Raw genomic sequence first — 13,771 nt, forward strand, 5'->3', positions numbered from 1 at the left:
GCAGCGGTGTCAGTCGGCGGCCGCGGCCAGCTGCTTCGCTCTCAGTCGTGCGTTCTGCGACGACAGCATGATGTGATTGGCTGTCAGTACGGCAATGGACACCACCACCACGATGATCGTTGCCAGTGCATTGATCTCCGGCTTCAGGCCGTGATGGAGGCGGGCGAAGATCAGCACCGGCAGGGTGGTGCTGCCCGGATCGGAGAGCATCGCCGCGAGCACGAAGTCATCCATCGACAGGGTGAAGGTCAGTAGCCATGCCGACACCAGTGCGGGGGCGATGACCGGCACGGTGATGATGAAGAACACCTTGAAAGGCGGGCAACCGAGATCGAGCGCGGCCTCTTCGAGCGACCGGTCGACTTCGCGCAGGCGCGACTGCACCAGTACCGCCGCATAGGCGGCACACAGCGTGGTATGTGCCGCCCAGATCGCCAGCGCACCCCGTCCGCCGAGAAAGGACAGCGCCGGATGGGTAAACAGCAGCACCAGCGACAGGCCGGTCACGACCTCGGGCATCACCATCGGTGCGGTACTCATGCCGGCAAAGAAACTGCTGCCGAAATAGGGCCGGAAGCGGGTCAGCACGAAGGCGGCGGCAGTCCCGACCACTACCGCAGAGGTCGCTGCCAGCGCCCCGATGCGCAGCGACAGCCACACCGCCGACTGGATCTCGCCATCGTCGAGCAGGGCCTGGTACCAGCGCAGGGAAAAACCATCGAACTGGGTGGTGATTTCGCCCGATGTGAAGGAAAACACCACCAGGCACAGGATCGGAATGTAGAGAAAGGCGAATACCAGCACCAGCCAGCTGCGCGCCCCCAATGAACGCGTGCCGCGGCTCATGGCTGCTCTCCGGCTTCGCTGCGGCTGGAACGGTTGAAGACGATGATCGGTGCGATCAGCAGCAGCACCATCACCACCGCCACGGTCGCGGCCATCGGCCAGTCCTGGTTGGGGCCGAAGTCATCCCAGATGTTGCGGCCGATCATCTGCACGTCACCGCCGCCAAGCAAGTCGGGAATCACGAATTCACCGACCGCCGGAATGAACACCATCATTGCCCCGGCGATGATGCCGTTGCGTGACAGCGGCAGCGTGACCGACAGGAAAGTGGTGAGCGGGCGCGCGCCGAGATCGCTGGCGGCTTCGAGCAGACGCTGGTCCAGCTTCACGAGGTTGGCGTACAGCGGCAGCACCATGAAGGGGAGATAGCTGTAGATCATGCCGGTCAGCACCGCGCCGGTGTTGTAGAGCAGGGGCAGGGGGGTGTCGATGATGCCCAGCCCGATCAGCAACTGATTGATGAGGCCCACTTCGCTGCTGTCGAGCAGCCCCATCCACGCATAGACGCGGAGCAGGAAGGATGTCCAGAACGGCAGCATCACCATCATCAGCAGCACATTGCGTATCGATTCGCGCGCACGCGCGATGTGGTAGGCGAAGGGGTAGCCGATCAGCAGGCAGCACACCGTCGTCAGCGTGGCGAGCAGCAGTGAATTGCCATATGCGCGCAGGTACAGCGGCTCGGCGCCGTCCTCGCCCAGCGCGGCGATCTCGTCCCCGAGGCGCTGGAAACTCGACAGGTCGGGCACGAGCTCCACACCGCTTCCATCCTCGGCCTGATGCAGCGGTGCGATGTAGGGCGGAATGGCAAGATCCGGCGTAGACAGGCTGACATTGACGATCAGCACGAAAGGCAGCAGGAAGAACAGCAGCAGCCAGGTCCACGGCAGCATGCCGACCCAGAAGCGGCCGCGAAGCAGGAAGGGGCGACGCCTGCTCATCGGCTCAGCACCACCCCGGCCGGGGCCTTCCACGACACCCATACCGCATCGCCCCAGGTCGGCGGTGCGGCGTCTCCCCAGCGCGCCGATGGCACGCTGGCGGTGACCGTGCGGCCACCGGAAAGGCGGACGTGATAGACCGAATAGCTGCCGAGGTAGGCAATATCGACAACCTCTCCAGCCGCGCTATTAAGCCCGCCCTCGAGTGCGCCCGGCGCCTCGCGGCTGAGCAGGACGCGCTCGGGGCGTACCGACACCGACACTTCACTGCCATCGGCATGGTCGGCCAGCGGCGAAACGGCGATCGGCGCAGGGAAGTCCGCGCAGGCGACGCCCTGCGGGCCGAGGCGACCGTGGAACATGTTGGTCTCGCCGATGAACTCCGCGGTGAAGCGACAATTCGGGTGCTCGTAGATTTCGCCCGGCGTACCCACCTGCAGCAGCACGCCGTCCGACATCACGCCGATACGGTCGGCCATCGTCATGGCCTCTTCCTGATCGTGGGTGACCATGATGCAGGTGACGCCGACGCGTTCGATCAGATGCACCAGTTCGAGCTGTGTCTCCTGGCGGATCTTCTTGTCGAGCGCCGCCAGCGGCTCGTCGAGCAGCAGCAGTTTGGGCTCCTTGGCCAGGCTGCGCGCCAGCGCGACGCGCTGCTGCTGGCCGCCGGAGAGTTCATGCGGCTTGCGCCGTGCGTAGCGCTGCATCTGCACCAGGTCGAGCATCTTGCCCACGCGTGCGGCAATGGCGTCGCGGGCCAGCTTCGGGCGCTCCTGGCGCAGACCGAAGGCGACATTGTCCTCTACCGTCAGGTGCGGGAAGAGGGCGTAGGACTGGAACATCATGTTCGTCGGCCGGTGGTGTGGCTGCACCGTGGCAAGGTCTTCGCCATCGAGCACGATGCGCCCGGCACTGGGGGTTTCGAGCCCGGCGAGCATGCGCAGCAAGGTGGACTTGCCGCAGCCCGAACTGCCCAGCAGGGCAAAGATCTCCTTGCGTGCGATCGTGAGCGATACATCGCGCACGACGCGGTTGTCGCCAAATCGCTTGCTCACGCCCTCGATGCGCAGATAGGCCGCGCCGCTATCCTGTTGCTGTGCCACCATCGGTTTCCTGCTGACGTTTATCTTGCGGTCTTGAAGCGGCTCAGCGCGCGCGTGAGTTCGCGTTGTACGTTCTGCGTCAGGACCGGCTTCGGATGCAGCAGCGCCTTGAGGTCGGCCGGTACGTTGAGCATGGGGTTGTCGGTCAGCGCCTTGTCCATCATCGGCAGCGCGGCGGTGTTGGCGCTGATGTAGAAGGTCTCGTTGGAGATCGTGGAGATCACCTTCGGGTCCATCATGGCGTTGATCCAGGTGTGGGCGTTGCCGACATGCTTGGCGTCGCGCGGAATCGCCATCACATCGACCGACATCATCGCCCCCGTCCTGGGGATGATGTACTGCACTTTCACCCCGGTATTGGATTCCTTGGCGCGATCGCCCGCGATCATCGCGTCGCCCGAGAACATCATCGCCACGCACACGCTTCCCTTGGCCATGAGATCGATCGGCGAGGAATTGAAGGTGCGGACGTTCTTGCGCACCGGGCGGATCTGCTCCACGGCCGCGGCGATATCGGCAGCGGCCATCTTCACAGTATCCTTGCCGGCATAGAGCATCGCGGCCGGGATGAGGTCGCTGGATTCGTCCATCATCGAGATGCCGCAATCCTTGAGCTTGTCCGTGACCTTGGGGTCGAACAGCAGGTCCCAGGCGTTGTCCGGCAGTTTTCCGCCCAGCGCCTTGGTGACCTTGTCCACGTTGATCGCGACCCCGGTGGTGAACCACATGTAGGGCACAAGATACTGGTTACCGGGGTCAGCGGCTTCCAGTGCCTTGAGAATCACTGGATCGATGTTCTTCAGATTGGGTAGTTTGCTCTTGTCGAGGGGCTGAAAAATGTTTGCCTGGATCTGCTTGCCGGCGTACTCGACGCTCGGATAGACCACGTCATACCCACTTCCGCCGGTCAGCAGCTTGGCCTGCAGCGTGGCATTGCTGTCGTACAAGTCGTAATTGACCTTAATGCCGCTGGCCTTCTCGAACGCGGGAATGGTGTCTGCGGCGATGTAGTCGTTCCAGTTGTAAACATTGAGTGTCTTGTCCTCGGCCGCCATGGCGGCGGTGGCGAACAGCGCAAACGCGCTTGCCAGCAACTTCGTACGAATCTGCATGCCCATCTCCCCAAGAAAAGCCAGTCTGTCACACTGCAATCGGCACGCCCGGCGACGGTTATCCGGGCAAACACGATATTGTGCCTTGCACAACACCCTGTCGGTCAAGCCCGGCTGGTGCGGAGGTAAACGCGAAAATTCGACATGCATGAAAAGGGAGGCGTTTCCCCTCCGCGTGTCTGGCTGTGCCGGAACCGCAGCGTGGCAAGAACATGGGACATCGTGCAGATTCGGACCGGATGCGAAATCGTCTCTGCGTGGTCGGCGGTCATCGCACGCGGAACGCGGCGTGGCAGGCCACACACTGGTTCGTGATCGCGGACAGACTGCCGATCGCGCGCTGCACGTTGCCATCGGCACCTGCCTCCTGCGCGACTAGCGCAAACTGGCTTGCCGAACTGTGCATCCGCGAGCCGATGTCCTGCATTTCCTTCGGCATGAAGGGCGCCATATGCGCAGCGCCATGCGCACCGAGAGAGGACAGGCCGATGCGTTGCTCCGCAATGTCGGCCGCACGCTGAAAGTCGCCCGTGCCGAGTGCGGTCTGAATCTCGGAAATGGCCTTGAGGTGATCACGCATGTTCGACAGCATGTGCTCCCGCATCGCGTCCGGAAGGACAACCAGCACGCGGTCGGCAGGCTCATTGGCGTGAGCGGACACGAAACAGGCCAGAAGCCCTGATATCAATACCCGGGTGAATCTCACATGGATCTCCTCAGTTGCTGGCATTGGCGTGTGCCGATCGAAGCCGGGCAATCCGTCGTCGCATGGGGCACAGTGTGCATCAGGGGCGATCCGTATTCCATACTGTCGTTCCCGAGGTCCAGCCACGTCGGGCATTCCGTATTGCGGTTGGCGCTGGCGGGTACGCACCACGTGTTCGCGCCGTCAGGTGCTGCGCCTGTTATTCTTTGTCCGCCGGCGATGATCGCCACCTTGTCGCGGCGGCCTGTTGGATCATGCAAGACGTTGATTCTTGTGCGCTCAAGTGTTCAAGTCCACAACGTCTTTTCGGCAAGCGGGGCCGCAAGACGATCTAAACGCAATGGAAGGAGCTTGTTCTTGCAACGAGAGACTTCGATCTATCTGGATCTGCTCAGATTCTCGGCTGCGTTTGTGGTGCTCGTCGTCCATGCAAGTGGGGGCGGCATCACGGGAGGCGTTCTGTGGCAGCTTGCGGCATACGGTCAAACTGCGGTGATGGCGTTCTTCGTACTTTCGGGCTATGTCATCGGATTTGTTTCGAACAACAAGGAACGCAAGCCCTTTGATTTTGTCATCGCCCGAGTCTCGAGGCTTTACTCCGTCATCCTTCCCGCAATCCTGATTACCTGGCTGTGCAACGAGTTTGGCGGACTTCTCATCAAGGAGGAATATACCGGCCCGTGGAATGACGACGAGAAGATGGAGTATTTCCGATATTTCATTTCTCTGTTGATGCTTCAGGACGTCTGGGGTATCAAGCTAAGTCCAACGAATAATGGACCATTCTGGTCGATTACTTTCGAGGCGTTCTACTATGCGTTCTTTGGCGTGGTTTTCTATCTGAGAAGCAAGCTGAGATTCATTGTTCTAGCGGTTCTTTTTTGTATCGCAGGCCCGACGATCGTACTGTTGTTTCCCTTGTGGTTGCTTGGATACTTCGCATACAGCGTGCACAGAAACGGCGGGCTTGCTTCATATCCGGTCCTGGCATGCCTGGGTTTCGTTGCAAGTGCATCGATATTGGTATTCAGTCCGCAATACAGAAGTCATTTTGATTTTGCCTCACCCGTCATCGACAGGGGATCGATTGTCGGCGACTATCTGGATGGGATCGCGGTCTTCTTGCATCTACTGGTGGTTCCGGTAGTGGCAGGAAGGGCAGGATTTATTCTGCTCTTGATCAGGAAGCCATTGACCTTCATCGCCAGCCTGACCTTCTCCCTGTATCTTTTTCATCAACCTCTCGTGCGCGTCTTCGCCGGAATGTCTCCTTTCATCGCAGACCCGGGGTCAATCACCAATGTGGCATTCGTTTACCTGGCGACATTTGCCGTCGTTCTGCTCGTCGGTGTACCGGCTGAAAGGTCGAAGAAAATCCTCACCAACTATCTGAACGTCGTCGTCGATCGTTATCAGTTGCGGAATGGTCGGACTGGGCGCTTGTGAGCGTGCGATCCGGAGGAACACAGCCGTGGCAATCGCGGCTGACCCGCGTTCGTCGTAGCGTTCGTCCTGGGTTGTGGGTGGGGTGAGTGATATCGCGTAAAGTGGGGCGATATCCGCCACCGAAGCGGTCAGGCAAACGCTGCTTCAATGACCGCCCGCGGCTCGAACGCGGCCACGTTTGCGCCGGGCACGGCTGGCGGTGGCGTGCCGAGGCGGGTGGCGCAGAACGCATCGCCGACAACGCCCGGTGAGCCCAGCAGGCATCCCGCTTCGAGGACGATCGCGAGTTCGGTCACCAGATGCCGTGCCTCGGCTTCCGCATGCGGACGGGCGAGGCGGTTCTTGATCGTGACCACCGCGCGGTTGTACGCGGCGTTCGCGCTGCGGCGGCGCTCGAGTTCCGCCACCAGGACATCGATTGCGTGCGGTTCGCGGGCCAGAACGCGCAACACGTCCAGACACATGACGTTGCCGGCGCCTTCCCAGATCGAGTTCAGCGGCGACTGGCGGAAGGGGCGGGCGAGGGGGCCCTCTTCGATGTAGCCGTTGCCGCCGAGCACCTCCATGGCCTCGGCCACGACGGCTGGGCAGCGCTTGCACACCCAGTACTTGGCCAATGGGGTGAGCAGACGGCCCAGCAGGCGATCGTCGTCACTCGCGCGTCGGTCGATGGTGGCGGCGACCCGCAGGCAGAGTGCGCTGTGCCCAGCGGTTTCGAGCGCGAGATCGGCGAGCACCGCCGCCATCAGTGGCTGTTCGATCAGGGCTTTGCCGAAGGCATGGCGGTGGCGGGCGTGGTGCACGGCCTCGTTGAGGGCGCCGCGCATGATGCCGGCCGAGCCGTTGGCGCAGTCCAGCCGGGTGTGGTGTGCCATTTCAAGCACCGTCGGAATGCCCCGGCCTTCCTCCCCCACCAGGCGTGCGAGAGCGCCATCGAACTCGACCTCTGCGCTGGCGTTGGCATGGTCGCCGAGCTTGTCCTTGGCGCGCTGGATGCGCACCGTGTTGCGACGGCCGTCCGGCAGATAGCGCGGCAGCAGAAAGCACGACAGGCCGCCCGGCGCCTGTGCCGTGACCAGGTGGGCGTCTGCGGTCGGCACCGAGAAGAACCACTTGTGGCCGGTGAGCGCAAACCACCCGTCGCCCGCGGCCTCGGCGCGGGTGGTGTTCGCGCGTACGTCCGACCCCCCCTGTTTCTCGGTCATGCCCATGCCCACCAGAATGCCGCGCTTGTCGGCAGCGGGCAACTCGCGCGGATCGTGGGTGAGGGTCTGCAGCGCTTCGGCCCAGGGTGTGCTGAATTCGGGATGGCGGGTGAGCACGGGCACCGCGCCATGGCTCATCGTGGTCGGGCAGAGGCTGCCACACTCGACCTCGGCGAAAAGCTGGAACAGCGCCGCACGCCGTACCGCGGCGCCACGACGGGTATCGCGCCAGGCGCCACCGGCCAGACCGTGGTGCTTGAGCCAATCGAGGCATTGGTGCCACGCCGGGTCGAAATCGAAACTGTCCAGGCGATGACCGACGCGATCGAACAGCCGCAGACGCGGCAGGTTGCGGTTGGCGGTTTCGCCGCGCGCAATCCACTCGGCGCTACCCAGTTCCGCGCCGCAGGCCGCAAGCTCCTCGTCGGCCCATCCGGCTCCCTCGCGCAACAGCGCGTCGCGCAGCGGCCGGTTGACGGTGAAACGGTTGAAGTCCGCAAGCGGCGGCGGCTGATTGGCGACATGGTGGGTTTCGGGCATGTGGCGCGTCTCCCTGCTGCGACCATTCCAGCTTAGCAGGCGGGCAGGGGGCCACAAGGCATGTCGCACAAGGCATGTGGAATACGCAGCTTGCGCTATGCTGCGCCTGTCATGTCAAACCAAACCATGCCACCCCCGGCCGCGACGGTCGTGCTGGTCCACGGCCTGTGGATGCACGGCATCGTGTTCGCACGTCACCGCTACTGGTTCGAAGCGGCCGGCTACCGTGTCGAGACCTTCTCCTACCCCTCGATGCGGCAGGGACTTGCCGACAGTGCCAGGGCGCTTGCACGGTTCGTGGCCGCGCTCAAGGGCGCGCCGATCCATCTCGTCGGGCACAGCCAGGGCGGACTGGTCATCCTGGCGATGCTGGCCCAGGTGCGCGACCCGCGTATCGGGCGGGTGGGGCTGATGGGCACGCCGCTGGCCGGCTCACACTGCGCCCGCGTGTTGCAGGGTATTCCGGTGCTGAACCACATCATGGGGAAGGTGCTGGCCGAATGGATGGCAGCGCCCGCAAGCGTGCCAGCCGATCTCGAGGTCGGCATGCTGGCCGGCACCCTCAGCCTGGGCACCGGGGTCCTGTTTCCCGGCCTGGGACGACCCAATGACGGCATCGTGAGCGTTGCCGAAACTCGCGTCGAAGGCTTGCACGACCACATCAAGATGCGCGTCGGCCACAGCGGGATGTTGTTGTCGGAATCCTGTCACCTGGCGCTGAGGGGGTTTCTTGAAACTGGGCGATTTCTTCGTCGCGACCGGGGAGCTGACTGAGCGAGAGAAGGCCGAGATCTATCCTGATACGGTCGGACCGAACGCTGGCTTCTGTTCAGGCGTCAGCCACCTGTTCTGGCTGCGCTGGATGTAGCGTCCATCATGCCCGTCGAAGCGGCACGTGAATGGTGAAGGTCGTGCCCCGGCCCACCTCGCTGGCAACCTCGATCTTCCCGCCGTGCTGATGGACGATGTCATAGGCGGTCGATAGTCCCAGTCCGGTTCCTTTCCCCACCTCCTTGGTGGTGTAGAAAGGCTCGAAGATGCGTGGGAGTTCGTCCGACGGAATGCCACAACCGCTGTCGGCGAAGTCGATCCGAATTTCGTCCCCGGTGCGGCGGGTGGCAATGCGAATCTCCCCGTGCCCGGAGATCGCCTGTGCCGCATTGATCAGCAGGTTTATGAAGACCTGATTCAATTGGCTGATATTGCACCAGACCGGCGGGATGTCGCCGTAGTCCCTGGTGATTTCGGCTTTCGTCCTGACGTCATTGCCGACGACGTTGAGACTGCCGTCCAGCGCGGCGTTGATATCCGCTTCTTCCCAGCGCTGCTCATCGGGGTGGGCGAAGGCGTTGAGCTTGTGCACGATGGCTTTGATCCGCTGGCCGCCTTCGATCGATTCGCGAATCAGGTCGCTCACATCCTCTTGCAGAAAATCGATACCCAGCTGCTGGCGCCGCCGTCCGAGTTCGGCGAGCGCGATGGCAAGCGCTTTGTCATCGCTTGGTGTGGTGTGCTCCAATGCCTGCTGCTGAAGCTGCTGGTACTGCATCAAGTGCTGCTGGTACTGAATCAAGTCCCCAAGGTATTTTTCCAGGGTGTTCAGATTGCTGAGAATGAATCCCATCGGATTATTGATCTCGTGCGCAACACCGGCCGCGAGCTGTCCGATCGATGCCATCTTCTCCTGCTGCAGCAGCCGCGCCTGCGCAGTCTTCAACTCGCCGAACGCTCGCGCGAGTTGCCGGCGATTGTCGAGCAATTGTTCGGCGGCTCGCGCCATTTCACCGATCTCGTCCGCTCCGTGTATGGGAATCCGCACCGGACCGCCGCCATCCTCACGCGCACGCAGATAATCGCTCACCAATTGCAAGCGGGCGACGACCCGCCGTCCGATGAAGAATCGGGCCACCAGCCAGGCAAGCAGCAGGCTGCCGGTCAGCAGGGACAGAATCAGCATCTGATCGCGGGTGGCGGCTTCGCGTTGCTGCTCGATCGTGCGGCGGTAGTTCTCCGAAATGTGAGTGGAGTAGTCATGCGCCACCTTGACCATCCCGGCGGCCGTGTTCTGCAGCTGGTGGTGGTCGTTGTGCAAGCGCTGTTGCAGGGCTTCGCGCTGATCTGACTGCAGCCCCGGGTGCAGCGTCTGTTCCAGTAACTTGACCAGAACATGCAGGCTGTTGCGAAACAGCTGTCCGGACTGATGCAGCGGCAGCAGCGTCAGATCGCTGCCCGCTGTGCCGAGTTGAGCCACCAGAAGGTCGAGCTGGTCGAGCTGGTTGATGATATTCGCGTAGATCGGGAGCATGATATCCACGGTCTCGGCCTGCAGAATCAGGAAGGACTCCCGTTCGAGCAGCAGCGTCGTCTCGACCAGGTTCTGCGCCTGCTGCACCTGCTCGAGGCGCTCTTCGGCCAGCTGGCGGCTGGTTTCTGCGGATAGGCGGAGGGCGTAGACCGCGGTCAGTGCACCGGTGAAGATCAACAGTGCCTGCAACAACAGCGCAAGCGCAAACTGCCGGCGCAGCGAGCGCGGAAACGGAAGTTGGCGCCAGAAGCGGGGCATCGGACTCACCGTCAGCGCTGCCAGATGCGGCGATAGCTGGCACGGTAGTCATTGCCCGGATCGAACCGGTACTGGGGCCCCCCGTCGAAGCCTACGTTATCGGGCGTCACAAGATGCACCGGAGCGATGTATCCGCTGACCGGCTGCTGTGCCAGCAGGCGGTTCACTTCATCGACTAGCTGCCAACCGTGCAGACTGAGGGGCTCGGCGACCGTGGCGGTCTGGTAGGTGCCGGTGGCGATACGCATGAATGCTGCGGGGCTGCCGTCGCCCGCCGACAGGAACTTCAGGCGGTCGGTGCCGACATTGGAGGCAATAAGGGCCGGGGTTGCGTAGTCGAAATAGATGTCATTGATCGCCAGCGCATGCGTCCAGCGCGTGCCGTAGCGCTCGAGCAGTTCTCGGGTCACAGCCGGCATCTGCCCGGCACTGTTGGAGATCGCCAGATCGCGCACCTCGAGTAGCGCACATTCCTTGCAGGCACGGATGACCTCGGCCATCGCGTTGGCCTTGGCCGTCGCAATGGCGAAATTCGAATCGGTAAAGATCACCACCCCGGCCCGTCCCGCGGATGCGATCACCGTCGCCGCAGCGGTGATGCGCGCGACGTTCAACGGGTCGGTAGACACGTTCATGGCCACCGGTGTCCCTGGCAATGGCCCGGCTTTGGGTCCCACATGCCAGCCGACCACCGGAATCCCGCGTGTCTGAAAGGTCAGCAGCCGCTGGCGTATCGCCTCGGCGTCGGCACCGATCACGATCAGACCATCGGGGTTTTCCGCCAGCGCAGCCGCCGCGGCCTTGTCGCGCCCGGTTGGCGTACCGCGGGCATCGAAGATCTTGACCTGCCACTGCAGAACCGCCGCGGCTTCGCCTACGCCTTGGGCGACACCGAGAATGCCGCCGTTGCGCAGATCCTCGCACAGCAGGGCGATCTTCTTGTCGCGCTGGCCGGGTGCCCCCGTCCGGGGGCCGTCCCATGGCGGATGGATCCGGCTTGCAGCCTCGACCTGATGGCGCAGTTCGTCCATCGACATGGCGTGGGCCGGGCTTATGACGCAAAGCGAGGCCAATAGGATTGACGCAACGGCGCACCACAAACGAGGCATCCAATGTTCTTGTATCGGCATGTCAATTCGCCTTCCTCGCCCGTGTGTGCCTCTACGGGCCGCACGATCACGCTCTCAACGATGTACCCACGATTCTGCAGGCTTTCGCGAGGGCACGCCACCATGGTGATGGCTCACTTGCTTGACTAATCAGAGAATTGGCGGCTGATCATGCGCTGCGGATGTGCTTTCAGCGTTGAAGGGGTGGTGGGCGATGGCCGCGACGCCCGGGTCGAAAACATTCTGTTGCAAGACCACGCACACCCGCGCCTGCGCCGCGGTAGGATCATCGCCATACAAATTCTTCGGCGGGTATGCGAGTGATTCACTACCGACAGCTCATTGGCGCGGTGGCCCTGGCCTTGACGATCGGCAGCGCGCTCGCGGCCGATCGCGACACCACGCACGATTCGGACACGGCGACGCCGACCACGACCGGCAGGGTGGAGTCGGCCGTTGGGGGCGCGCTGGATACCGCGCGGGACGGCATCCACACCGGTGTCACCGCCGCCATACGTGGTGCCCAGCGCGGTGTGCAGGCAGCCGGTCACGGCATCGAAACCGGTGCCCGGGCGGTGGGCCGTGCCATGCAACGAATGGGGCAGAAGCTTCAGGATGCCGCGGGCTGATCGGACGCCCCCCGCAGAACGGCAAGGCCCAGCGGCAGCTAAGATGCACGCACCGCGCAGCTGAGCGCTGCGGAAATACAGGCTTGATCATCCCGGCCTGGGCGACTATCCCTAAGAGGCAAACGCATTTTCCGCGACCGCTCGGCAATCTGGCCCCGGCGCGAGTTTGCCCCCATGGAGGAGTCGATCATGGCGACACCATCCTGGCAGGTCAAAGGTTCGTATTTCGAGGCCTGCAACTGCAATGCAATGTGCCCCTGTGTCGTGCTCGGGGCGCCCACAGAAGATAACTGCACCGTCGTGATTGCCTGGCATGTGGACAGCGGCCAATTCGGCGATGTCGACCTCGAGGGCTGCAATGCGGTGATGCTGGGCTACGCGCCCGGACACATGATGCAGACCAAGTGGAAGGTCGCCCTCTATCTCGACGAAACGGCGAGCGCGGAACAGCAGCAGGCGCTGGGCGCCATCTTTTCAGGGCAGGCCGGCGGGCCGCTGGGCGCCTTGGCGCCGCTCGTGGGCGAAGTCATGGGCGTCACGCCCGCACCGATTGAATTCAGCGCTGAAGGCAATCGCCGCAGTCTGCGCGTGAGCCACCTGATCGCGATGGACATCGCAGCCATCGAAGGGCAGGGCGGCAAGCCGGTGACGGTCGAGAATGTGCCCTTCACGCCGGTGCCGGGATTCCCGGCGGTGGTCGCAAAATCCAGTAGTCTGAGCATCCACGACCATGGCTTCGACCTGGAACTGAGCGATCGCAATGGCTTCTACTCTCCGTTTGCCTATCAAGCGTAGACGCTTGTCGTCCGCGAGCCCCCGCCTGGTGTGGTCGGCGGTCTGCGCGGTCACCGCAGTCGCCTGGGTCTATCTGGTGGCCATGGCGTGGGGCATGGAGAACATGCAGGTGTCGGCTGATTGGCGGCTGATGCCGCGCATGGCCGAATGGGGCGTGACGGATCTTGCGCTCGTGTTCATCATGTGGGTGATCATGATGGCCGGCATGATGCTGCCGTCCACCCTGCCGGTCATGCTGATGCTGCAGCGTATCGACGCGGCGCGTCCCGGCAACACTTGTGCCTGGTGCCGTACGGCCTGGTTCGCGCTGGGTTATGTCACCGTGTGGGCGGCGTTTTCGCTGGCGGCGACCTTGAGCCAGTGGGCGCTGCTCGAGATTCGTCTGGTGTCGCCAATGATGGAAAGCTCGAGCACCTACCTCAGCGCCACGCTGCTGCTGATCGCGGGCGCCTATCAGTTCAGCCCGCTTAAACACGCCTGCCTGCAGCATTGCAGGTCGCCGCTGGGCTTCCTGCTCACGCGTAACAGCGACAGCGGATACCGGCTGGGCTTGCAGCATGGCGCCTATTGCGCCGGCTGCTGCTGGCTGCTCATGGCCCTGCTGTTCGTCCTGGGCGTCATGAACCTGCTGTGGATTGCCGTACTGGCGCTGCTGGTGGTGGCCGAAAAGCTGCTGCCCCGGGCGCGCTGGCTGCCGCAACTGAGCGGCGCCGTACTGATCGTGTGGGGCGCGGCGATGCTGTACTCGGGTTTCGTCGCCAGCTAGGCCAGCC

Annotated in this window: 13 protein-coding genes; 5 read left to right on the top strand and 8 right to left on the bottom strand. The window is 63.1% G+C overall.

Annotated features, from left to right (window positions below):
• Window positions 1-9: 9 nt before the first annotated feature.
• The 5 genes from J5J83_RS02980 to J5J83_RS03000 form a co-directional block, all read right to left on the bottom strand.
• Complete coding sequence (locus tag J5J83_RS02980; protein ID WP_212345190.1) at window positions 10-846, bottom strand: ABC transporter permease subunit; 837 nt, start codon at window positions 844-846, stop codon at window positions 10-12.
• The gene (locus J5J83_RS02985; protein ID WP_212345193.1) at window positions 843-1,787 is read right to left on the bottom strand and encodes an ABC transporter permease subunit; all 945 of its coding nucleotides are present in this window, start codon (window positions 1,785-1,787) and stop codon (window positions 843-845) included. Before J5J83_RS02985 ends, J5J83_RS02980 begins: the two co-directional genes overlap by 4 nt.
• Window positions 1,784-2,896, bottom strand: coding sequence for a polyamine ABC transporter ATP-binding protein (gene potA / locus J5J83_RS02990; protein WP_212345196.1), 1,113 nt, complete (start codon window positions 2,894-2,896; stop codon window positions 1,784-1,786). The genes J5J83_RS02985 and potA overlap by 4 nt, the downstream gene beginning before the upstream one ends.
• A 17-nt stretch (window positions 2,897-2,913) precedes the next feature.
• Complete coding sequence (locus J5J83_RS02995) at window positions 2,914-4,005, bottom strand: polyamine ABC transporter substrate-binding protein (protein ID WP_212345199.1); 1,092 nt, start codon at window positions 4,003-4,005, stop codon at window positions 2,914-2,916.
• A 268-nt stretch (window positions 4,006-4,273) separates the two neighbouring features.
• Window positions 4,274-4,711, bottom strand: a complete 438-nt coding sequence (locus J5J83_RS03000; RefSeq protein ID WP_212345202.1) for a hypothetical protein — start codon at window positions 4,709-4,711, stop codon at window positions 4,274-4,276.
• On the opposite strand from J5J83_RS03000, the gene J5J83_RS03005 reads away from it, so the two are divergent.
• Complete coding sequence (locus J5J83_RS03005) at window positions 4,712-6,157, top strand: acyltransferase (RefSeq protein ID WP_212345205.1); 1,446 nt, start codon at window positions 4,712-4,714, stop codon at window positions 6,155-6,157.
• Between the two features lie 128 nt (window positions 6,158-6,285).
• On the opposite strand, the gene J5J83_RS03010 is transcribed toward J5J83_RS03005, so the two are convergent.
• Window positions 6,286-7,902, bottom strand: coding sequence for an isovaleryl-CoA dehydrogenase (locus J5J83_RS03010; RefSeq protein ID WP_212345208.1), 1,617 nt, complete (start codon window positions 7,900-7,902; stop codon window positions 6,286-6,288).
• A 111-nt stretch (window positions 7,903-8,013) separates the two neighbouring features.
• Between J5J83_RS03010 and J5J83_RS03015 the strand changes: the two genes are divergently transcribed.
• Window positions 8,014-8,676 carry an alpha/beta fold hydrolase gene (locus tag J5J83_RS03015; protein ID WP_212345211.1) on the top strand — a complete coding sequence of 221 codons (663 nt, stop codon included), beginning with the start codon at window positions 8,014-8,016 and terminating at the stop codon, window positions 8,674-8,676.
• A 100-nt stretch (window positions 8,677-8,776) separates the two neighbouring features.
• Here J5J83_RS03015 and J5J83_RS03020 read toward each other — a convergent pair whose 3' ends face one another.
• Both J5J83_RS03020 and J5J83_RS03025 read right to left on the bottom strand, forming a co-directional pair.
• On the bottom strand, window positions 8,777-10,465 hold the full coding sequence (locus J5J83_RS03020; RefSeq protein WP_212345214.1) for an ATP-binding protein: 1,689 nt from the start codon (window positions 10,463-10,465) through the stop codon (window positions 8,777-8,779).
• Window positions 10,466-10,476: 11 nt separating this feature from the next.
• Window positions 10,477-11,502 carry a substrate-binding domain-containing protein gene (locus J5J83_RS03025; protein ID WP_249115600.1) on the bottom strand — a complete coding sequence of 342 codons (1,026 nt, stop codon included), beginning with the start codon at window positions 11,500-11,502 and terminating at the stop codon, window positions 10,477-10,479.
• A gap of 392 nt (window positions 11,503-11,894) precedes the next feature.
• Here J5J83_RS03025 and J5J83_RS03030 point away from each other — a divergent pair, with 392 nt between their 5' ends.
• From J5J83_RS03030 to J5J83_RS03040, 3 genes are all read left to right on the top strand, one after another.
• Window positions 11,895-12,203, top strand: a complete 309-nt coding sequence (locus J5J83_RS03030) for a hypothetical protein (RefSeq protein WP_212345220.1) — start codon at window positions 11,895-11,897, stop codon at window positions 12,201-12,203.
• Window positions 12,204-12,392: 189 nt separating this feature from the next.
• Window positions 12,393-12,998: a DUF1326 domain-containing protein gene (locus J5J83_RS03035; RefSeq protein ID WP_212345222.1), complete on the top strand. Its 606-nt coding sequence runs from the start codon at window positions 12,393-12,395 to the stop codon at window positions 12,996-12,998.
• Window positions 12,999-13,002: 4 nt separating this feature from the next.
• Window positions 13,003-13,764: a DUF2182 domain-containing protein gene (locus J5J83_RS03040; RefSeq protein WP_212345224.1), complete on the top strand. Its 762-nt coding sequence runs from the start codon at window positions 13,003-13,005 to the stop codon at window positions 13,762-13,764.
• The last annotated feature ends 7 nt before the right edge of the window (window positions 13,765-13,771 follow it).

Origin of the sequence: Azoarcus sp. L1K30 (genome assembly GCF_018122735.1) — a bacterium.
In the GTDB taxonomy this organism is placed as follows: Bacteria; Pseudomonadota; Gammaproteobacteria; order Burkholderiales; family Rhodocyclaceae; genus Parazoarcus.